The sequence below is a fragment of the Rhizobium sophoriradicis genome (genome assembly GCF_003939025.1).
GTDB lineage: Bacteria > Pseudomonadota > Alphaproteobacteria > Rhizobiales > Rhizobiaceae > Rhizobium > Rhizobium sophoriradicis.
The window spans coordinates 170,437-189,581 of record NZ_RQIH01000004.1 but is presented as its reverse complement, the minus strand read 5'-3'; the positions used below and the strand labels follow the sequence as shown (position 1 = coordinate 189,581).

The 19,145-nt window shown below is 63.1% G+C and carries 20 protein-coding genes and 1 riboswitch; of the genes, 13 read left to right on the top strand and 7 right to left on the bottom strand.

Annotated elements, in window-relative coordinates:
- Positions 1–41 precede the first annotated feature (41 nt).
- From EFR00_RS07855 to EFR00_RS07845, 3 genes are all read right to left on the bottom strand, one after another.
- Positions 42–911 (bottom strand): ABC transporter permease, encoded by an 870-nt coding sequence (locus EFR00_RS07855; protein WP_077989638.1) that lies wholly within the window; start codon positions 909–911, stop codon positions 42–44.
- Positions 911–1,852, bottom strand: a complete 942-nt coding sequence (locus EFR00_RS07850) for an ABC transporter permease (RefSeq protein WP_077989639.1) — start codon at positions 1,850–1,852, stop codon at positions 911–913. The genes EFR00_RS07855 and EFR00_RS07850 overlap by 1 nt, the downstream gene beginning before the upstream one ends.
- An 81-nt stretch (positions 1,853–1,933) precedes the next feature.
- Complete coding sequence (locus EFR00_RS07845; RefSeq protein ID WP_077989640.1) at positions 1,934–3,460, bottom strand: ABC transporter substrate-binding protein; 1,527 nt, start codon at positions 3,458–3,460, stop codon at positions 1,934–1,936.
- Positions 3,461–3,690: 230 nt separating this feature from the next.
- Between EFR00_RS07845 and EFR00_RS07840 the strand changes: the two genes are divergently transcribed.
- The 12 genes from EFR00_RS07840 to EFR00_RS07785 all read left to right on the top strand — a co-directional run bounded on the left by EFR00_RS07840 (position 3,691) and on the right by EFR00_RS07785 (position 14,575).
- A complete protein-coding gene (locus EFR00_RS07840) occupies positions 3,691–4,275 on the top strand; it encodes a DUF1349 domain-containing protein (RefSeq protein ID WP_077989641.1) in 585 nt (194 codons plus the stop codon).
- 95 nt (positions 4,276–4,370) lie between these two features.
- A riboswitch (TPP riboswitch) is annotated at positions 4,371–4,467 on the top strand.
- Between the two features lie 42 nt (positions 4,468–4,509).
- Positions 4,510–5,313, top strand: a complete 804-nt coding sequence (gene thiM, locus EFR00_RS07835; RefSeq protein ID WP_077989642.1) for a hydroxyethylthiazole kinase — start codon at positions 4,510–4,512, stop codon at positions 5,311–5,313.
- The gene (thiE, locus tag EFR00_RS07830; RefSeq protein WP_077989643.1) at positions 5,310–5,945 is read left to right on the top strand and encodes a thiamine phosphate synthase; all 636 of its coding nucleotides are present in this window, start codon (positions 5,310–5,312) and stop codon (positions 5,943–5,945) included. Before thiM ends, thiE begins: the two co-directional genes overlap by 4 nt.
- Entirely contained in the window at positions 5,942–6,775 is an 834-nt protein-coding gene (gene thiD / locus EFR00_RS07825) for a bifunctional hydroxymethylpyrimidine kinase/phosphomethylpyrimidine kinase (RefSeq protein WP_077989644.1), read from the top strand. The genes thiE and thiD overlap by 4 nt, the downstream gene beginning before the upstream one ends.
- Positions 6,776–6,997: 222 nt before the next feature.
- Entirely contained in the window at positions 6,998–7,477 is a 480-nt protein-coding gene (locus EFR00_RS07820; RefSeq protein ID WP_077989645.1) for a GNAT family N-acetyltransferase, read from the top strand.
- Positions 7,478–7,501: 24 nt separating this feature from the next.
- Positions 7,502–8,524 (top strand): glycoside hydrolase family 3 N-terminal domain-containing protein, encoded by a 1,023-nt coding sequence (locus EFR00_RS07815; RefSeq protein ID WP_077989646.1) that lies wholly within the window; start codon positions 7,502–7,504, stop codon positions 8,522–8,524.
- Between the two features lie 43 nt (positions 8,525–8,567).
- Positions 8,568–10,214, top strand: a complete 1,647-nt coding sequence (locus EFR00_RS07810) for an ABC transporter substrate-binding protein (RefSeq protein ID WP_077989647.1) — start codon at positions 8,568–8,570, stop codon at positions 10,212–10,214.
- Positions 10,215–10,270: 56 nt separating this feature from the next.
- Entirely contained in the window at positions 10,271–11,248 is a 978-nt protein-coding gene (locus EFR00_RS07805; protein ID WP_077989648.1) for an ABC transporter permease, read from the top strand.
- A 1-nt stretch (position 11,249) separates the two neighbouring features.
- Positions 11,250–12,128 carry an ABC transporter permease gene (locus EFR00_RS07800; protein ID WP_077989649.1) on the top strand — a complete coding sequence of 293 codons (879 nt, stop codon included), beginning with the start codon at positions 11,250–11,252 and terminating at the stop codon, positions 12,126–12,128.
- Positions 12,125–12,928 carry an ABC transporter ATP-binding protein gene (locus EFR00_RS07795; protein ID WP_077989650.1) on the top strand — a complete coding sequence of 268 codons (804 nt, stop codon included), beginning with the start codon at positions 12,125–12,127 and terminating at the stop codon, positions 12,926–12,928. The genes EFR00_RS07800 and EFR00_RS07795 overlap by 4 nt, the downstream gene beginning before the upstream one ends.
- Complete coding sequence (locus EFR00_RS07790) at positions 12,925–13,824, top strand: ABC transporter ATP-binding protein (protein ID WP_077989651.1); 900 nt, start codon at positions 12,925–12,927, stop codon at positions 13,822–13,824. Before EFR00_RS07795 ends, EFR00_RS07790 begins: the two co-directional genes overlap by 4 nt.
- 70 nt (positions 13,825–13,894) lie before the next feature.
- A complete protein-coding gene (locus EFR00_RS07785) occupies positions 13,895–14,575 on the top strand; it encodes a spermidine synthase (protein WP_077989652.1) in 681 nt (226 codons plus the stop codon).
- A 6-nt stretch (positions 14,576–14,581) separates the two neighbouring features.
- Here the strand turns inward: EFR00_RS07785 and EFR00_RS07780 are convergent, their stop codons facing one another.
- The 3 genes from EFR00_RS07780 to EFR00_RS07770 form a co-directional block, all read right to left on the bottom strand.
- The gene (locus EFR00_RS07780) at positions 14,582–15,376 is read right to left on the bottom strand and encodes an HpcH/HpaI aldolase family protein (RefSeq protein ID WP_077989653.1); all 795 of its coding nucleotides are present in this window, start codon (positions 15,374–15,376) and stop codon (positions 14,582–14,584) included.
- A gap of 55 nt (positions 15,377–15,431) precedes the next feature.
- Positions 15,432–15,632, bottom strand: a complete 201-nt coding sequence (locus tag EFR00_RS07775) for a hypothetical protein (RefSeq protein ID WP_010032807.1) — start codon at positions 15,630–15,632, stop codon at positions 15,432–15,434.
- Positions 15,633–15,722: 90 nt separating this feature from the next.
- Complete coding sequence (locus EFR00_RS07770; RefSeq protein ID WP_077989654.1) at positions 15,723–16,628, bottom strand: choline sulfate utilization transcriptional regulator; 906 nt, start codon at positions 16,626–16,628, stop codon at positions 15,723–15,725.
- A gap of 94 nt (positions 16,629–16,722) precedes the next feature.
- Here EFR00_RS07770 and betC point away from each other — a divergent pair, with 94 nt between their 5' ends.
- Positions 16,723–18,237 (top strand): choline-sulfatase, encoded by a 1,515-nt coding sequence (gene betC / locus EFR00_RS07765; RefSeq protein ID WP_077989655.1) that lies wholly within the window; start codon positions 16,723–16,725, stop codon positions 18,235–18,237.
- Positions 18,238–18,252: 15 nt separating this feature from the next.
- Here betC and EFR00_RS07760 read toward each other — a convergent pair whose 3' ends face one another.
- Positions 18,253–19,113, bottom strand: a complete 861-nt coding sequence (locus tag EFR00_RS07760) for a sugar phosphate isomerase/epimerase family protein (protein ID WP_077989656.1) — start codon at positions 19,111–19,113, stop codon at positions 18,253–18,255.
- Between the last annotated feature and the right edge of the window lie 32 nt (positions 19,114–19,145).

Sequence of the window (19,145 nt, the reverse complement as noted above, 5' to 3'; positions counted from 1 at the left end):
TGGCGAATTTGGTTTCGGATTGGCCGATTTAGGTCGGCGGATTAAAGGTCCTTACGAAGTCTCGGATCGAGCATGTCCCTGAGGCCGTCGCCGACCATCTGCAGCGACAGCACCGAAAGGATGATGGCGACACCGGGAAACAGCGTCATCCAGTCGGCCTGGCCGATATATTGCCGGCCGGCGGCGATCATTGTTCCCCAGGTCGGGATTTCCGGGCTGACGCCGAGGCCGAGGAAGGAGAGGCCGGCTTCGGCGAGCATGGCGCTGGCGAAAAGGAAGGTGGCCTGCACCAGGATCGGCGAGAGCAGGTTACGCAGCACATGCCGCGTCATGATGTGGAACGTCGAAATGCCGAGCGCCTTCGCCGCCTCGACATAGGGCAATTCGCGAATGACCAGTGTCGAGGCGCGGACGATGCGGGCAAGGCGCGGGGAATAGACGATCGACAGCGCGATGATGACTGTTGTCAAGGAGGGCCCGAGGGCAGCGACGAGGGCGATGGCCAGCAGAATATCCGGAAAGGCCATCATCGCGTCGATCAGACGGGCGATCGGCGTATCGAGCTTCTGGAAGAAGCCGGCCAGCAGGCCGAGGGTGACGCCGATCGCCGCCGACAGGCTGACGACGGCCGCACCGACGAGCAGCGACAGGCGGCCGGCAAAGATCGTGCGCGAGAAGACGTCGCGGCCGAACTCGTCGGTGCCAAAGAAGAAGGTGCCGCTTGGCGGCTTCAGCCGGTTGACGATCGAAAGCTTGGACGGCGAATAGGGCGCGACAACGGGCGCGAAGACCGCCAGCAGCACGAAGATCGTCAGGATCAGCAGGCCGAAGGCCACCGTCTTGCGCTTGAGCAGGCGGCGGACGAATTTGCTGCCTTCGCTCTCGGCGGGCTTGATTGCGATATCGGCCATCAGTAGCGCACCCTCGGATCGACCAGCAGGTAGAGCATGTCGATCGCAAAATTGATCAGCACATAGAGCGCGGCGATGACGAGCAGCGCCCCCTGGATGACGGGATAGTCGCGGCGCAGCACCGCCGAGACGACGAGATTGCCGACGCCCGGCAGGCCGAAGACCGTTTCGGTGACGACGGCGCCCGAAATCAGCACCGCCGCCGTTAGGCCGAGCACCGTCAGGATCGGGATCAGCGCATTCTTCAGCGCGTGCTTGAGGATGACCTTGCGCTCGACCAGCCCCTTGGCCCGGGCCGTGCGGATATAATCGTCACCGAGCACGTCGAGCATCGAGGCACGGGTGAAACGCAGGATCAGCGCCGAGGAGACGATGCCGAGCGCAAAGGCCGGCAGCGTCAGATGATACATCCGGTCCGCGAAGGTCGAGCCCGGCCCGCCATAACCCGAAACCGGGAAGAGATTGAACCGGACGGCGAAGAACTGCATCAGGATGAGGCCGAGCCAGAAGCTTGGAATGCTGGCGGCAAACATGGCGAGCGTCGTTGCCGCCTGGTCGACGAAAGAGCCGCGCCGATAGGCGGCATAGATGCCGATCGGCAGCGCAATGATGCTGGCGATAGCCAGCGAAAATAGCGTCAGGAAGAAGGTCGGCTCGGCGCGGTCGAGCAGCGCCGACGTCACAGGCATGTTGAGAAAGATCGACTGGCCGAGATCGCCCTTCAGCAGTTGGCCGATATAATAGACATATTGCAGGCCGAGCGACTGATCGAGGCCGAGCCTGCTTCTGAGATCAGCAATATCCTGCGGCGTCGCGTCCGGCCCGAGCATGACGGCGGCCGGATCTCCCGGTGTCACGCGCACGATGACGAAGACGATCGTGACGACGAGGAACATCACGACGATCATGCCGACCAGGCGCTGGAGGATGTAACGGATCATCAATGCTGGCCTTCGAGCCCTTGCAAATACGGCAGAAAAAACCGGCGCCGAACCCCGGAGGGCCGGCACCGGCGGCGATGCTTACTTCTTGATCGAAGCATTCCAGAAATACGGCCACGGGGCCGGATCGACACCTTCGAGCTTGACCGATTTCGCCGAGACGGCGTTGAAATCGCCGATCTTCATGAAGGGCGCGTCTGTATAAACAGCCTTCTGAACATCGGCCCAGAGCGCCACGCGCTTCTTCGGATCGACTTCCGAAGTGAAGGCATCGACGGCGGCCTTGCGGGCCGGCGTGTCCCACCAGCCGGGAGAGCTGGTCGAGAGCGAGCCGATCAGCGCCGGCTCCGGCAGGAAGGGGCTGTGGGTGATATAGATATCCCAGAGCTTCGGATCGGTACGGCGCTGCGTCAGCGTCGCCCAGTCCACCACCTGCATATCGACGGTGAAGCCGGCAAGCTTCAGATATTCGGCGGCGACCTGCGCCATCTTGTAGTGGAATTCGTACTGGCGGCTGGTCAGGATGCGGATCGGCTCGCCATTGTAGCCGGCCTTCTTGGCGGCAGCCGCCGCCCCTTCCGGATCGGCGACATTATAGGCGCCTTCGGCGCCGGCATCGGTCGACCAGGAGAAGGTTTTCGGGTAGATGGCGCCGTCGAGCGCATAGAAATCTGTGCTGCCGAAAGCGGCGGCCAGCATGTCTTCCATGCTGAGCGCCCGGCGGATCGCCTTGCGAACCTCGACATTCCCGGCAACACCTTCCTTCGTGTTGAAGACGAAAACAGGATAACCGAAGGGCTTCAGCATGACCGGCTGCGAGGCAGTCGAAGCCTTCAGCTTGTCGTAGGACTCGACCGGGATCGAATCGACATAATCATACTGGCCGGAAACGGCGGCCTCGACCCGGGTGTTCGGATCCGGCACCGGCACGAAGCGGATTTCGTCGAGATATTGATGGCGGGCGCCGCCATACCCATTGCTGTCGCCTTCGCGCGACTTATAGCCGTCGAAGCGGACGAGCTGGATATACTGGTCGGCCTTGCGCTCCTTCAGCATATAGGGACCGGTGCCGATGAACTCCTTCATCGGTTCGTCCTGCTTTTCCGAGGGGATGATGATCGCCGCGGAATTGTTGAAGGCGAGCAGCGAGGTCAGCGGCGCATAGGGCTGCTTCAGCGTGATCGTCACGGTCGCGGGATCGGCAGCAGCGATCTTGTCGATGAAGCCGGCCACCTGCTTGCCGCGCGAGGCGATCTTCATCCAGCGGCCGAGCGAAGCAACGACATCCTCCGAGGTCATGTCGCTATTGTCGTGGAACTTGATGCCGGTCCTGAGCTTGATCGTATAGGTTTTGCCGTCGGCGCTGATCTCGGGCAGGCTTTCGGCGAGAAGCGGCGTGACGTTCCAGCTCTTGTCGAAGGTGTAGAGCGTCTCGAAAATATGCTGGGTGACGATGCCGACGAGATCCGCCGTCGACGACATCGGATCGAGCGTCGGCGGCTCGCCGATCGTCGCGACATTGATGACGCCGCCCTTCTCCTCAGCAAGCAGGGTCGAAGGCAAGGCGACGAGCGCAGTGCCGAGCAGGAATGCGACAAGCGGTTTCATATGAAGGCTCCCGGTTAAGTTCCACAATTATGTAATTCATGTTTTTGTAACAGAATAAGAGATGAAATGATCGTGTCAAGCGGAAGCCGTGGATTATGTCGTGAGACGAGCGTCGCAACGGCGAAAACAGCGCCGCACCATCGGCGGCGGCTAGCCGTCAACGACAAGCTTGCGCATGATGCGGGCGCGAAGAATCGGCAGCGGCAGAGCTTCAACAAAGCGAGGATGGAATGCGCATCGATTTCAACGACGGAAAATGGCTGAACGAACCGGAAAGCTGGCACGCCGACGCAACCGGCCTGACGCTGACAACAGACGAAAAGACCGATTTCTGGCGGGAGACCTATTACGGCTTCACCCGCGACAGCGGCCACTTCCTCGCCTTTCCCACGCCCGATAGCTTCACCGCCCAGATCCGCGTACAAGGCGAGTTCCGCACCCTCTACGACCAGGCCGGCCTGATGGTCCGCCTCGACGAAAGCCGCTGGGTCAAAACAGGCGTCGAATTCACCGACGGCGAAGCCTTCCTCAGCACCGTCGTCACCGACGGCCAATCCGACTGGTCGGTCTCGCAACCCTTCAAGGAAATCGAAGATTTCCACATCCGCGTTACCCTGGCGGCCGGCGCCCTTCGCATCCAGGCCTCCCCCGACGGCCACCGCTGGCCGCTGCTGCGGCTAGCGCCCTTCCCGATCGCTGACCGATACGAGGTTGGGCCGACCGCCTGCACGCCGGAGCGCAGCGGATTGACGGTGCGGTTTTCGGAGTTTTCGATTGGGCCGGCGATTACGACGGATCTGCATGATTTGAGTTGAGGAACGCTGTGATCCGTTCAACCAGCTTTGTCGGAAAGCGGGCGAAACGTCATTTTCGGGATGACAGCCGCGTCCTTCTCTGCGAAAAAGAGCGCGATGAGAGACAGGGGCGTTCGTCGATAGACGGGCTGAGAAGAACCCTTCGAACCTGAACCGGATAATGCCGGCGGAGGGAGTCGCTCGGGGCATCGCCGTAGACGCCGCCCCGCGCCTGCCCCGCCTGAAAGGGGCGCCATGCAGAGCAAGACCACCTCGGGAGCCATGCTGGAGGCGATGCGCGAAAAGCCGCCGCTCGTCCACTGCATCACCAATTACGTCGCCATGAACATCGCCGCCAATGTTCTGCTTGCATCCGGCGCTTCGCCCGCCATGGTGCACGCGGCTGAGGAAGCCGGCGATTTCGCCGGCATCGCGAGCGCGCTGACCGTCAATATCGGCACGCTGTCGACGCAATGGCTCGACGGCATGCGGGCGGCGGCGAAGGCCGCGGCCTCAGCCGGCAAACCCTGGGTGCTCGATCCGGTGGCGCATTATGCGACGGCCTTTCGCCGCCAAGCGGTTGCCGATCTGCTGGCGCTGAAGCCCACGATCATCCGCGGCAATGCTTCCGAGATCATCGCGCTTGCCGGCGGGGAGAGCCGCGGCCAGGGCGTCGACAGTCGCGATCCGGTCGAGCAGGCGGAGGATTCGGCCCGCCGGCTCGCGGAGCGGCAGCAGGCCATCGTCGCCGTCACCGGAGCCGTCGATTTCGTGACCGACGGTGCCAGGGCGGTGCGCATCAAGGGTGGATCGGTGCTGATGCCGCAGGTCACCGCGCTCGGCTGCTCGCTCACCTGCCTCGTTGGCGCCTTCGCCGCCACAGCGCCCGAGGATCTGTTCGGGGCGACGGTCGCTGCGCTTGCGATCTTTGCCGTCGCCGGCGAAGATGCCGCGCTCGGCGCGGCCGGTCCCGGCTCCTTTGCCTGGCGCTTCCTCGATGCGCTGGCGGCGCTCGACGGCGAAGCGCTGGATGCGAGGGCCAGGGTATCGATCGCATGAAGGCTCTCGACCTTTCGCTCTATCTCGTCCTCGATCCGGATCTCTGCGCCCCTATCGGCATGGTCGAGACTGCCCGGCTTGCCGTTGCCGGTGGTGCGACGATCGTGCAGCTGCGCGACAAACGGGCCGGCACGCCGGAGATGATCGAGACCGGCCGCGCCTTGAAGCGGGCGCTCGATGGCACCGGCGCCCGCCTCATCGTCAACGACGACGTCGAGGCGGCGATCGCCATCGGCGCCGACGGGTTGCATATCGGCCAGGAGGACCTGAACGCGCGCGCCGCGCGGGAGATGATCGGTCCCGACATGATCCTCGGCCTCTCGGTCGAAACCGAGGCGCTCGCCGCCGCCGTCGATCCGGGTCTCGTCGATTATACGGGCGTCGGCCCGGTGTTTGCGACGCCGACCAAGGCCGACCACAAGCAGCCGATCGGCTTTGATGGTCTCGCCAGACTGGTGCAGCTCTCGCCGGTGCCGTCCGTCGCCATCGGCGGGCTGAAGGCGGATCATGTGGCCGAAGTCTTTGCCGCCGGCGCCAAGGGGCTTGCCGTCGTCTCAGCCGTCTGCGGCACGCCGGATCCTGCGGCAGCTACACGCCGCATCGCTGCAGAAATCCGAAAGGTTCACACATGATCCGTAACGTCCTCTCCATCGCCGGCTCCGATCCCTCAGGCGGCGCCGGCATCCAGGCCGATCTCAAGGCCTTTTCCGCCCGCGGCGTCTACGGCATGGCGGTGCTGACCGCGCTGACGGCGCAGAACACCCAAGGGGTCAGCGGCGTGCATCTGGTGCCGCCGCCATTCGTCGCCGACCAGATCGATGCCGTCTTTGCCGATGTGCGCGTTGATGCCGTTAAGATCGGCATGATCGCCAATGCCGCCATCGCCGAGGCCGTCGCCGCCGCACTTTCTAGAGCTCTGACCGCAGCAACCGCCAACGGGCGCAGCATTCCTGTCGTCCTCGATCCCGTTATGATCGCCAAAGGCGGTGCCGCCCTGCTCGCACCCGAAGCGGTTGACGTGCTGACCCTGCGGCTGCTGCCGCTTGCCACGCTGCTGACGCCGAACCTGCCGGAGGCCGCCGCGCTGCTGCACCAACCGGTCGCGAGGAACCGGTCTGAGATGGCCGCGCAGGCCGAACAGCTGCGCGCGCTCGGCCCGGCCGCGGTACTGGTGAAGGGCGGCCATCTCGATAGCGACGACAGCCCCGACGTGCTGGCCGCCGCCGACGGCCTGCACTGGTTCGAAGCTCAGCGGGTGCCGACAAAGAATACCCATGGCACCGGCTGTACGCTGTCGAGCGCGCTGGCGGCCGAGCTTGCCAAGGGCGCTTCGGCGCGGGAGGCGGTGGCTGTTGCCAAGGACTATCTCGCCGGCGCCGTCGCAGCATCAGGAAGCCTTACCGTCGGCTCCGGCCACGGCCCGGTGCAGCATTTTCATGCACTCTGGAAAGACGCCGAATAGGTCCCCTCACAGAGACGCAGACATCGCGACTACGATGGAAAACGGCGCCGCCTCCCGGGCCGTTTTTGCATTGCGCCACCTTGCATTGAAACCGCGGCCGTGGGTCGACGGCCGCGGGGCGCGATTTGAAATAGCCTGTTGACAAGACGGGTGAGATGGCCAAGTCTATGACATTAAAAGGGGATATGTTCCGCAATAACGGAATAAGAGGAGGAATGTCGGGTGCCAGACCTGCTTGTGAGCCTGTATTCCGCAAAGCTTGCCGAGCTGAAACAGAGAGCCGAGAACGTCGGCGCCGCCATTCGCCCGGCACTCCCCCCGGAACTGCATCTCGTCGTCAACTGGGTTCGCGAACGGTTCAGCGAGAACTGGGCAAGCGAGGTCTCGGTCGCCTTCTCCCGCCAGCCCGTCGCTTGCCTGATCGCCGTCGAAGGTCGAGAACTGCTCGGCTTTGCCTGCTACGACACGACGGCCCGCGGCTTCTTCGGACCGACCGGCGTTGACCCGCAAGCGCGCGGCAAGGGCATCGGGCTCGCGCTGTTTTCCGCCTGCCTTGAGACAATGAAGGCGCTCGGCCATGCCTATGCCTTCATCGGCGATGCCGGTCCCATCGATTTTTACGCCAGGACCGCAAGCGCCATCACCATCCCGGCCCCCGACAAGGGCATCTACGAAGGCATGCTGAGAAGCATGCCGCAATGACCATCTGATACCGGAGCACTAGACTTGTCCTCGACCCCGCTCGCCCTTTTTGTCGGCCTTCCCAATCCGGTTCTTTCGGATGATGAATTTGCGCTCTTTCGCGAGACCAATCCGCTCGGCCTCTTCGTCGGCCGGCGCAATCAGCGCGAGCCGGAGCAGACCAAGCGGCTGATCGAACGCTTTCGCGAAGCCGTCGGCCGCGACGACGCCCTCGTCTTCACCGACCAGGAGGGCGGCCGCGTCCAGCATCTCGATGCCGGCCCCTGGCCGCTCTTCCGCAGCGTCGGCCAGTTTGCCGAACTGGCGCGCCGCGATTTCGAGCTCGGCAAACGAGCCCTGCGCCTTTCCTCCCAGGCCATGGGCGCGATGATGACGGAACTTGGCCTTTCCAGCGGCTGCTCGCCCGTGCTCGACCTCGTCTTCGAGACGACGAGCGCGGTGATCGGCGCCCGCTCCTTCGGCCCGGATCCCGATGTCATCGCCGCCCTCGGCCGCGAGGTGGTCGACGGCCTGCTCGAGACCGGCAACATGCCTGTGATGAAACACATTCCCGGCCATGGCCGGGCGACGCTCGATTCCCACAAGGAGCGTCCGGTCGTCGACGCCAGCCGCGAGACGCTCGCTGCCACCGATTTCAAGCCCTTCATCGCGCTGAATGACACACCCTGGGCGATGGTCGCCCATGTCGTCTACTCGGCCTATGACAGGGAATTGCCGGCGTCCGTCTCGCCGATCATGCACGACGTGATCCGCAAGGACTTGGGTTACGAGGGCGTGCTGATCTCCGACTGCATCTTCATGCAGTCGCTCTCCGGCACCCTGCCGGAACGCGTCAAACAGGTGCTCGACGCCGGCTTCGACATCGCGCTCCACAGCCATGGCGACGTCAGGGAAAGCGAAGCAGCCGCCAAGGCGGCGCGCCCGTTGACCGCCGCCGCACTGCAGCGGATCGCCGCCGGCAAGGCCCGTCTCGGCAATCTCAAGATCGACTATCGGGCCGCCCATGCCGAAGTCGAAGACATATTTGCAAGCGCGCTGGTCTCCTGACTGGCGCGCCAACTCTCACCGTATAAAAGAAGGGGAATAAAACATGAAAAAATATCTTCTTATCGCCGCCGCGCTGTCGCTGCTTTCCGGCTCTGCCATGGCGCAGACGATCCTGACGGCCAATATCGAACCGGCGACGACCTGGGTTCGCAACTTCAACCCGTTCAACCAGACATCGGCGCGCCAGTCGACGCTCGATTTCATCTACGAGCCGCTGGTTATTTTCAACCGCTTCGACAGCAACAAGCCGGTCTATCGCCTGGCCGAAAGCTTCAAACTTTCTGACGACCTGAAGAGCATCGAATTCAAGCTGCGCCCCGACCTGAAATGGTCTGATGGCAAGCCGCTGACCTCAGCCGACGTCAAGTTCACCTATGATTACCTGAAGAAATTCCCGGCGCTCGACTTCGTCAGCATCTGGACCTTCGTCACCGACGTCCAGGCCGTCGACGGCCAGACGGTGCGTTTCACGCTCGCCAATCCGAGCTCGCTCGCCGCCGAGCAGATCTCGCAGCTGCCGATCGTCCCCGAACATGTCTGGAAGGATGTCGCCGACCCGGTCACCTTCGCCAACGAAAACCCGGTCGGCAGCGGCCCGCTGACCGAGGTGCCGCGTTTCACCGGTCAGACCTACGATCAGTGCCGCAATCCCAACTACTGGGACAATGAGCACCTGAAGGTCGATTGCATCCGTTTCCCGCAGCTTGCCGACAACAACCAGATCCTGACGGCAACGGCCGACGGCACGCTCGATTGGGGCGTCTCCTTCATCCCCGATATTGATAATGTCTATGTCTCCAAGGATCCGGAACATTTCCACTACTGGTATTCGCCGAGCAGCATGGTCGCCTTCCTGTTCAACCTGGAAACCGCGAACGAGAACAACAAGAAGGCCTTCAACGATGTGAAGTTTCGCCGTGCGCTCGGCATGGCGCTCGACCGCAAGACGATGATCGACGTCGCCGGCTACGGCTATCCGACGCTGAACGAAGATCCCGGCCTGATGGGCGAGCTTTACAAAAGCTGGGCGGATCCGTCGGTCAAGGCCGATTTCGGCAAGTTCGCGACGTATGACGCCGACGCCGCCAAGGCGCTGCTCGACGAAGCCGGCTACAAGGACAAGGACGGCGACGGCTTCCGCGACAATCCCGACGGTACGAAGATCTCCTTCTCGATCATCGTTCCGAATTCCTGGACGGACTGGGTCGACACCGTCAACATCGCCGTCGAAGGCATGCAGGCGGTCGGCATCGACGCCAAGATCGAAACGCCGGAGGAAGCCGTCTGGACAGGCAACCTCATCAACGGCAGCTTCGATGCGGCGATCAACAGCCTGCCGGCCTCGGCCTCGCCCTATTATCCCTACAAGCGCGCCTTCAGCGCCTCGGACAAGGGCAAGACCCGCTTCACCGCCCAGCGCTGGTTCAATCCCGATGTCGAGAAGCTCGTCGTCGAATTCACCCATACCGCCGACCTCGCCAAGCAGAAGGACGCGATGAACAAGGCGCAGCGCATCGTCGCCGAAAACATGCCTGTCATTCCGGTGTTCAACAATCCGAACTGGTACCAGTACAACACCAAGCGCTTCACCGGCTGGTCGACCAAGGAAAACCCCTTCGTCAATCCGTCGATTTCGCGCACCAATCCGGCACGCCTGTTGAACCTGCTCGCTCTCGAGCCGGTCAAGTAAGGCATTGATCCCGGGAGCGGTGCTTTCAACGCCGCTCCCGCCACGACGGAGTTTCCATGGCTTTCCTGCTTCGCCGTCTCGTCTTCTATATGGCGGCCTTCATCGCGGCAGCGACGATCAATTTCTTCCTGCCCCGGCTGATGCCGGGCGATCCCGTGCAGATCATGTTTGCGAGCGCCGGCACTGAACTGCCGCCGGAAAGCCTGCAGGCGCTGAAGCTCACCTTCGGCTTCGTCGACGGGCCGCTCTGGCAGCAATATCTCACCTATCTCGGCAGCATCTTCACCGGCGATCTCGGCCGCTCGATCAAATATTTCCCGCTACCGGTCACCTCGGTGCTCGGCCATGCCCTCGTCTGGACGGTCGGCCTGATGGGAACGGCAACGATCATCAGCTTCGCGCTCGGCACCTTGCTCGGCATCGTCGCCGCCTGGCGCCGCGGCAGCAGGTTCGACGTTATCGTCTCCGTCGGCGCGATTTTTGCGACCTCGGTGCCGGCCGTCGTTACCTCCTTGATCGTGCTCTTCATCTTCGGCTTCACGCTCGGCTGGTTCCCGAACGGATATGCCGCCGATCCCTCGCTCGATCCCGCCCTCAGCCTGCAATATATCGGCAGCGTCGCCTATCACGGCATCCTGCCGATGGTGACGCTCTGCACCGTGCTGATCGGCGGCTTCACCGTCACCATGCGCAACAACATGATCAACCTGCTCGGCGAAGACTATATCGTCATGGCCCGCGCCAAGGGCCTGTCCGACCGGCATGTCATGCTCTGGTATGCGGCGCGCAACGCGCTGCTGCCGACGGTCTCCAGCCTTGCCATCGCCATCGGCACCATTCTGGGCGGCTCACTGGTGACAGAGGTCGTCTACAATTATCCTGGCCTCGGCAATATTCTCTACCAAGCGATCCTCGCCCGCGATTACCCGGTCATCCAGGGCCAGCTGCTGATCATGACCGCGACCATGCTGATCGCCAATTTCATCGTCGACGTCAGCTATGTCATGCTCGACCCGCGGCTGAAGGGAGCGTGAGATGAAGACCCTGCTTCGCAACCGCAAGGCGCTCACCGGCCTCGTCATCATCGCTTTCATCGTCATCGTTGCGATTGCAGCGCCGCTGCTGTCCCAATACGATCCCGCCGCCCGCACCGGGCGGCCGCACCAGCCGCCAACGCTCGATCATCTGCTCGGCACGACCCGCATCGGCCAGGATGTCTTCGCCCGCCTGCTCTACGGCGCCCGCACCTCGCTCGCCGTCGGCTTCGGCGCCGGTCTGCTGATCACCCTCGTCGGCACCGCGCTCGGCATCATCGCGGGCTATCGCGGCGGCAAGACCGACGAGATCATCAGCTTCTTCACAAATATGGTGCTGGTCGTTCCCAACCTGCCGCTGCTGCTGGTGCTCGCCGCATTCATCGGCCAAGCGAGCCCGCTGGTCATTGCGCTCATCCTCGGCGCCACCTCCTGGGCCTGGGGCGCCCGCGTCACACGCGCCGAGACGCTTTCCGTCAAACACAAGGATTTCGTCAAATCGGCCGAGATGATGGGCGAGCCGCAATGGCGCATCATGACATTCGAGATCTTCCCCAATGTGATATCGATCGTCGGCATCAATTTCATCGGCAGCGTCATCTTCGCTATCATCACCGAGGCGACGCTGGAATTTCTCGGCCTCGGCGATCCCCGCGCGATCTCCTGGGGCACGATGCTCTACAATGCTCAGAAGGCCTCGGCGCTTTCGGTCGGCGCCTGGTGGGATATTCTCACCCCCTGCTTCGCGCTCGCCTTCCTCGGCATCGGAATGTCACTCCTGAACTTCGCCGTCGACGAGATCGCCAATCCAAGGCTGCGTACCGGCAATCATCTGAAGCGCTGGTCGCTGCTCGTCCGTTCCGGGGAGGGCCGCCTGTGACGCAGCCGCTGCTCTCGGTGAGAAAGCTCTCGATCGACTATATCGGCGAGGAGAAGGATTTTCGCGCCGTCGACGATGTCAGCTTCGATGTGGCGCCCGGCGAGGTCTTCGGCCTTGCCGGCGAATCCGGCTGCGGCAAGAGCACCATCGCCTTCGCCATCAGCCGCCTGCACAGGCCGCCGGCGCTGATCCGCAAGGAGAGCCGCATCCTGCTCGACGGCCGCGACGTGCTCAGCCTCGACCGGCAGGCGCTTGCCGCCTTCCGCTGGCGCGAAGTCGCCATGGTATTCCAGAGCGCCATGAATTCGCTGAACCCGGTGCTGCGCATCGAGGCGCAATTTTATGACGTGTTGCGGACCCATAAAGGCATGAGCCGTGCGCAAGCCCGCGAGCGCACCGCCGAGATGCTGACTCTCGTGGACATCGCGCCGGATCGCATGCGCGATTATCCGCATCAGTTTTCCGGCGGCATGCGCCAGCGCATCGTCATCGCCATCTGCATGGCGCTCGACCCGAAGCTCGTCATCATGGACGAGCCGACGACGGCGCTCGACGTCGTCGTCCAGCGTGAAATCCTGCAGCGCATCAACGAGCTGCGCCGCAGCTTCGGCTTCTCCGTCCTCTTCATCACCCACGATCTCGGGCTGATGGTGCAGTTCTGCGACCGCATCGGCATCATGCTGTCCGGCAGATTGGTGGAGCAAAACACAGCCGAAGCGATCTACCGAACGCCGCGGCACGCATACACGAAGAAGCTGTGGGCTTCCTTCCCCTCGCTGCATGGAGGCGTGTTGCTATGAGCGAAGCCATCCTTGCGCTCGACACGGTGACAAAGACCTTCGGCCACGGTGCATCTGTCGTTTATGCTGCCCGCTCCATCTCGTTTTCGCTGCGCGCTGGCCGGGCGCTGGCGCTCGTCGGCGAATCCGGCAGCGGCAAGACCACCTGCGCCCGCATGGCGATGCGCGAATATCTGCCGAGATCGGGCCGCATCCTCTACAAGGGCCGGCCGGTCGAGACGGCGAATTCCGCTGAAATCGCCCGCTACCGCCGCTCCGTGCAGATGATCTTCCAGGATCCCTTCGCTTCGCTGAACCCCGCCCATACCATCGCGCACCATCTCCGTCGGCCGCTGAAACTGCATCGCCCCGATATCAAGGGGATTGAAATCGACGCGACGATCCGCGAACTGCTGGAGCGCGTCAGGCTCGATCCCGATCTCGTCGCGCCGAAATATCCGCATGAACTCTCCGGGGGCCAGCGCCAACGCGTCAACATCGCCCGCGCCCTTGCCGTCAAACCGGAAGTGATCGTGGCGGACGAACCGACCTCGATGCTCGATGTCTCCGTGCGCCTCGGCGTGCTCAACCTGTTGAACGAGATGAAGCGGGAGATGAATCTCGGTCTGCTCTACATCACCCATGATATCGCCACCGCCCGTTATGTCGCCGAGGACATCGCCGTGATGTATGCCGGCCAGATCGTCGAATGGGGCAGCACCGCCCGAGTGATCGACAATCCGCTGCATCCCTATACCAGGCTGCTGCTCTCGGCCGTGCCCGATCCCGACGTCCGTTTCGACGATCCGAAGGCGCGCCTGAGGCCCGACGAGGTCGAGGATATCCGCCGCCGTTCGGCCGCACCGCAGGACGCTGTCGCCGAGGTGGAGCCGTGTCATTTTATGCGGATGGTCTGACGCCGGTTTGCTGGTTTCGCTCATCTGCCTGTGCTAGGGGAGCCTTTCTTCATTTGAAGGCGAAACTGTCATGCTGCCCTGGATCCAACTCGATTCCGCGACCATTCCCGGCGAAGGCGGCGAGTTGCGCCTGAAGCAGCGCGGCGGCGAGTTCTCGATCATGCTCGGCGCCAACGAGCTGATGAACAGCCGTCTCAGCGGCTCGGAAGAAGCTCTTGCCACGCTTTCCTGGGAGCGGATCAAGACGCATCCGAAGCCGAAGGTGCTGATCGGCGGGCTCGGCATGGGTTTCACCCTGCGCGCCGCTCTTGCCGTCCTTCCCGAAGATGCCGGTGTCACCGTCGCCGAACTGGTGCCAGCCGTCGTCGCCTGGGCGCGCGGGCCGATGGCCGAGGTGTTCAAGGGCTGCCTCGACGATCCCCGCGTCGGCATCCATCAGGGGGATGTCGGCGAGGCAATCCGCGCCGGCAAGAACGCTTATGACGCGATCCTGCTCGATGTCGACAACGGCCCGGACGGGTTGACCCGCAAATTTAACGACCGGCTCTACGATTTCGCCGGGCTGCGCGCCGCCCGCGACGCGCTTCGCTCCGGCGGCGTGCTCGCCGTCTGGTCGTCCGGCCCCGATACGGATTTCACCCGCCGCCTCAAGGACAGCGGCTTTTCCGTCGAAGCGGTCAACACCCGCGCCAACGGCAAACGCGGCGGCGCCCGCCACGTCATCTGGCTGGCGATCAAGCCGGCCCGCTGACGAAGATCAGCTGCCCGAAGCGATCCTGCGGGCGGCATTGATGGCGCGGCGGGCACCGGCGCGCAGCTGTATGGTCTCGGCGCCGGCGGTGACCAGATCAAAGCCGAACTTCAGCAGTTCGCCGGCCCGCTCGCCATCGCCGGCATAGGCGCAGGCGAATTTGCCATGGGCGCGGCAGCGCGCAACCGCGTGCTGCATGGCGCTGTCGATCTCGGCCGCATTCGGCGCCACCTGATCGCCGTTCGACAGAGCGATCGAAAGGTCGGCCGGGCCGACAAAAATACCGTCGATGCCGGTTACACCAAGAATGCCGTCGATCGCGTCGAGCGCCGCGCGGGTCTCGATCATGGCGATAGCGACGGTGAGCTCGTTGGCAGTCTTCAGATAGGCGTCCGCCGCCAGACCGCTATGATTCAGCGCCAGGGACGGTCCCCAGCTGCGCTCGCCGAGCGGCGGATATTTCGTCGTCCTGACCAGGGCTCGTGCATCCTCGGCCGAATTGATCATCGGCGCAATGACACCGGAGGCCCCGGCATCAAGCAGCCGCGATGCGGAGGCAAAATCGCCGACCGGAATGCGCGCGATGGCCGGCTTGCCGGCAAGACGCGCCTGAGCAACGGCATTTGCCGCCGACTGCATGTCCCACATGCCGTGCTGCATATCCAAGACGACGGCGTCGAAAGCTTCCTGCGCCAGATGGTTGACGAGCATGGCGTCGGGGATACCGACCCAGGCCGAGATCATACCGGCCTGGTGCTTCCTGATGCGGTCGGCAAAACCGTCGATTTCAGCTGCGCTCATGCCATTCTCCTCATTCGACAGGCCGTCAGCGGCCGGTTGCCGCCAAGCGGCCAATTCATCCTCTGCGGCGAAGCCGCGAGATGCTGACCATCACGACGATGCCTGCCGCCGCCAGAATGGCGCCCCAGAGCATCCAGATCTTTTGGGCAATCATGAAACTCGATGCCGGATAGGGAAAATAGCCGCTTCCCTGCCCGATCCAGATCAGCCCGAATACGACCATAAGCAGGCCGACGACATATCCGATGGTTCGCATGCTTTAGTCACCTCCGCTAGGGATTCGGCCCACAATGTCGATCGCCATCGCCGATGACAAGGCTTCTTCCGAGGAGAAATGCAACCGTCGCTAATCATTCTTCTTCACCTCATCCGACAGCCATGTGCTGAGCCTTTCGCTGTGGACGTTTGGAGATCGCGGAGGCACCAGCCAGTAACCGCGGTCTCGAGCCTCCAGCGACGGGCCGGCTTCCAGCAGCATGCCTGCCGAAAGCAGTGTGTCGACGAGCCCCATCCAGCCGAGCGCCACGCCCTGCTCGCTCAGCGCGGACTGAACGACCAATGAATAAGTATTGAAGCTGATATCACCGCGGCCGGCATGGGCGCCGCGCAGGATGGAGAATTCGGCAAAATACGTGCGCCAGTCGAACCAGGGCGATGGCAGCGGTGCGTCGAGATGGATCAGCCTCGCCCCGGCCAATTGCCCTGGATCGTCGAAGGGTCCGTTGCGATCGAGGAATCCCCGCGTGCAGACGGGCACGACCCTCTCCGGCAACAGAAGGGTGCCGACGGCTTCGAACTCCGTCCGCGTACCGAAAACGACCGCGACATCGGCTTCGTCGCGAAATCCGGCCGCAAGCCTCTGCGTCGCGACGATCTGTATGTCCGTTTCCGGATGCAGACGTCGAAAGCCATCCATGCGGGGAATCAGCCAAAGCGCCGAGAAAGCATAGTCGGTCCTGAGCCTGACGACCGGCCTCTCGGCTTCGACACGGAAACTGCGGGCGAGCGCATCGATGTCGCCGACCGCCTTGGCAGCGACCGCGAGAAGGCGCTCGCCTTCCGCGGTCAGTTCGACGCCGCGATGCTGGCGGCGAAGCAGGTTGACGCCGAACTGCTGCTCCAGCCGGCGGATCTGGTAGCTCACAGCAGGCTGGGTCAGCCCGAGAAGCGTTGCAGCCGCCGAAAAACTCCCGAGCCGTGCAACTTCGACGAAGAGGCGCATCCATCCGAGCTCAGGTGGGTGATCTGACATAGAAATACCTTTGAGCGGCCATCGAAAAAAGCTGTCTTTACAGCTCTCACAATAGGCGCTTCAATAAAATCTTCAAATAGCAAAGGGAAATGACATGGGGCGCCCGAACATCCTCATCCTGATGGTGGATCAGCTGAATGGAACCTTCTTTCCCGATGGTCCCGCCGATTTTCTTCACGCGCCGCACCTGAAATCACTGGCCGGCCGCTCCGTGCGTTTCGCCAACACCTATACGGCAAGCCCGCTCTGCGCGCCGGCGCGAGCCTCCTTCATGTCCGGGCAATTGCCGAGCCGGACGCGCGTCTATGACAATGCGGCGGAATTTGCCTCCGATATCCCGACCTATGCCCACCATCTGCGCGCGGCCGGATACCAGACGGCGCTTTCGGGCAAGATGCACTTCGTCGGCCCCGACCAGCTTCACGGTTTCGAAGAACGCCTGACGACGGATATCTATCCAGCCGATTTCGGCTGGACGCCCGATTACAACAAGCCCGGCGAGCGCATCGACTGGTGGTATCACAACCTCGGTTCGGTGACCGGCGCCGGTGTGGCCGAAATCACCAATCAGATGGAATATGACGACGAGGTCGCATATCACGCCACGCGCAAGCTCTATGATCTCTCGCGCGGCCATGACGAGCGTCCCTGGTGCCTGACCGTCAGCTTCACCCATCCGCACGATCCTTATGTCGCGCGCCGCAAATTCTGGGATCTCTATGAGGACTGCCCGGCCCTCGACCCGGCGGTCGCGGCAATCCCCTTCGAGCGGCAGGATCCTCATTCTCAGCGCCTGATGAAAGCGTGCGACCACGATGCGTTCGACATCAGCCAAGAGCAGATCAGGCGGGCAAGACGCGGCTATTTCGCCAATATCTCCTATGTCGACGACAAGATCGGCGAGCTTCTCGGTGTGCTGGAACGCAGCCGTATGGCCGAGAACACCATCATCCTTTTCGTGTCCGACCATGGCGACATGCTTGGCGATCGCGGCCTCTGGTTCAAGATGAACTTCTTCGAAGGATCGTCCCGCGTGCCGCTGATGATCGCAGCCCCCGGCTGGACGCCGAAGCGCATCGACCAGCCCGTCTCTACCCTCGATGTGACGCCGACGCTTGCCGGTCTGGCCGGCATCGATATCGCGTCGCTGAAGCCGTGGACTGAAGGCCAGGATCTCGCAAGCCTTGCGAAGGGCACCGGCAGCCGCGGCCCGGTACCGATGGAATATGCCGCCGAAGGCTCCGAGGCGCCGCTCGTCTGCATCAGGGACGGCCGATACAAGCTCTCGCTCTGCGAAAAGGACCCGCCGATGCTGTTCGATCTCGAGGCAGATCCGCAAGAGCGCGAAAATCTGGCAGCCGACCTGGCCCATGCCGAAATTCTGGCAGAGCTTGTCGAGCAGGCGAGCCGGCGCTGGAACCTTGCCGCTTTCGACGCGGCCGTGCGCGAAAGCCAGGCCCGCCGCTGGGTGGTCTACGCGGCGCTGCGCAACGGCGCCTATTACCCATGGGATTATCAGCCGCTGCAGAAAGCATCGGAGCGCTATATGCGCAACCACATGGATCTGAACGTGCTGGAGGAAAGCCAGCGGTTCCCGCGCCAGGAATAACGGGAACGCTCCGGTTCAAGCCGTTCGGCGCGCCGGCGCGTCGCGCAGAAAATCCTCGATGAAGGTCTTTTGCAGCAGGATGCCGTCCCATTCGTCAGCGAAGAAGGTCGAATCGTAGATCAACGTGAAGGGGCCGGCATAACCGGCCCTTTCGCACATCTCCAGGCACATGCGGTAATCGTCTGCATCGAGACCGCCGGCATTGTAATCGGCCTTGGCGTGGCAGATTTCCGCCCGGCGCATGATATCGGCCAGACCGGCATATTTCGCAGGTGCCGACCAGTTGTCGAGGTCGCCGTTGAGCCCGACCTTGCCATCCAGCCGGTCGAGCAGCCAGTTCATTTCGACCGGCGACGGTAAGAGGTCGAACCAGTTCTCGACGACGATACGCACGCCGCTGCCTTCCGCCTTCTCGGCCAGCCAGTTGAGCTGGCGGGCCGCACGGTCAAGGTTTTCCTCAGTCGGCTTCTGCTTGCCGGCGATGACACGCATTCTCTGCGCCCCAAGGGCCGCCGCGATGCCGATCCACTCCGCGATCCAGCCGATGTCGCGCTCGGCCGTCCCGGCATGGCTGGGATCGCCGTCCTCGACGAGCAGTGTCTGGAATAGCACGTTCGACGCCGTCATCGCGTCGCTGAGTTCGCTAAGATAGGCGGGATCGAGGCTCGGCAGATGGAAGGAGCAGATCTCCAGCCGGTTGATGTCGCGCGCCGCCAGCATCGCCGGCACGTCGATCAGTGCCGCGCCGCCGGGACCGTAGGGTTCCTTCGGCGCCGCGCTTTTGTCGGGATCCGGGCTATAGGCATGGACGGCACCGAGCAAACGATGCAGCGACCATGTCGAAACCGCGAAGCGTCCGTTTTGCAAAAGCTGCATCTGCCGTCCTCCCAGGATCTCCTGTTGCCATC

Coding starts and splice junctions, on each gene's coding strand:
- EFR00_RS07855 (WP_077989638.1), bottom strand. CDS start 911: ATGGCCGATATCGCAATCAAGCCCGCCGAGAGCGAAGGCAGCAAATTC.
- EFR00_RS07850 (WP_077989639.1), bottom strand. CDS start 1,852: ATGATCCGTTACATCCTCCAGCGCCTGGTCGGCATGATCGTCGTGATG.
- EFR00_RS07845 (WP_077989640.1), bottom strand. CDS start 3,460: ATGAAACCGCTTGTCGCATTCCTGCTCGGCACTGCGCTCGTCGCCTTG.
- EFR00_RS07840 (WP_077989641.1), top strand. CDS start 3,691: ATGCGCATCGATTTCAACGACGGAAAATGGCTGAACGAACCGGAAAGC.
- thiM (WP_077989642.1), top strand. CDS start 4,510: ATGCAGAGCAAGACCACCTCGGGAGCCATGCTGGAGGCGATGCGCGAA.
- thiE (WP_077989643.1), top strand. CDS start 5,310: ATGAAGGCTCTCGACCTTTCGCTCTATCTCGTCCTCGATCCGGATCTC.
- thiD (WP_077989644.1), top strand. CDS start 5,942: ATGATCCGTAACGTCCTCTCCATCGCCGGCTCCGATCCCTCAGGCGGC.
- EFR00_RS07810 (WP_077989647.1), top strand. CDS start 8,568: ATGAAAAAATATCTTCTTATCGCCGCCGCGCTGTCGCTGCTTTCCGGC.
- EFR00_RS07805 (WP_077989648.1), top strand. CDS start 10,271: ATGGCTTTCCTGCTTCGCCGTCTCGTCTTCTATATGGCGGCCTTCATC.
- EFR00_RS07800 (WP_077989649.1), top strand. CDS start 11,250: ATGAAGACCCTGCTTCGCAACCGCAAGGCGCTCACCGGCCTCGTCATC.
- EFR00_RS07790 (WP_077989651.1), top strand. CDS start 12,925: ATGAGCGAAGCCATCCTTGCGCTCGACACGGTGACAAAGACCTTCGGC.
- EFR00_RS07785 (WP_077989652.1), top strand. CDS start 13,895: ATGCTGCCCTGGATCCAACTCGATTCCGCGACCATTCCCGGCGAAGGC.
- EFR00_RS07780 (WP_077989653.1), bottom strand. CDS start 15,376: ATGAGCGCAGCTGAAATCGACGGTTTTGCCGACCGCATCAGGAAGCAC.
- EFR00_RS07775 (WP_010032807.1), bottom strand. CDS start 15,632: ATGCGAACCATCGGATATGTCGTCGGCCTGCTTATGGTCGTATTCGGG.
- EFR00_RS07770 (WP_077989654.1), bottom strand. CDS start 16,628: ATGTCAGATCACCCACCTGAGCTCGGATGGATGCGCCTCTTCGTCGAA.
- betC (WP_077989655.1), top strand. CDS start 16,723: ATGGGGCGCCCGAACATCCTCATCCTGATGGTGGATCAGCTGAATGGA.
- EFR00_RS07760 (WP_077989656.1), bottom strand. CDS start 19,113: ATGCAGCTTTTGCAAAACGGACGCTTCGCGGTTTCGACATGGTCGCTG.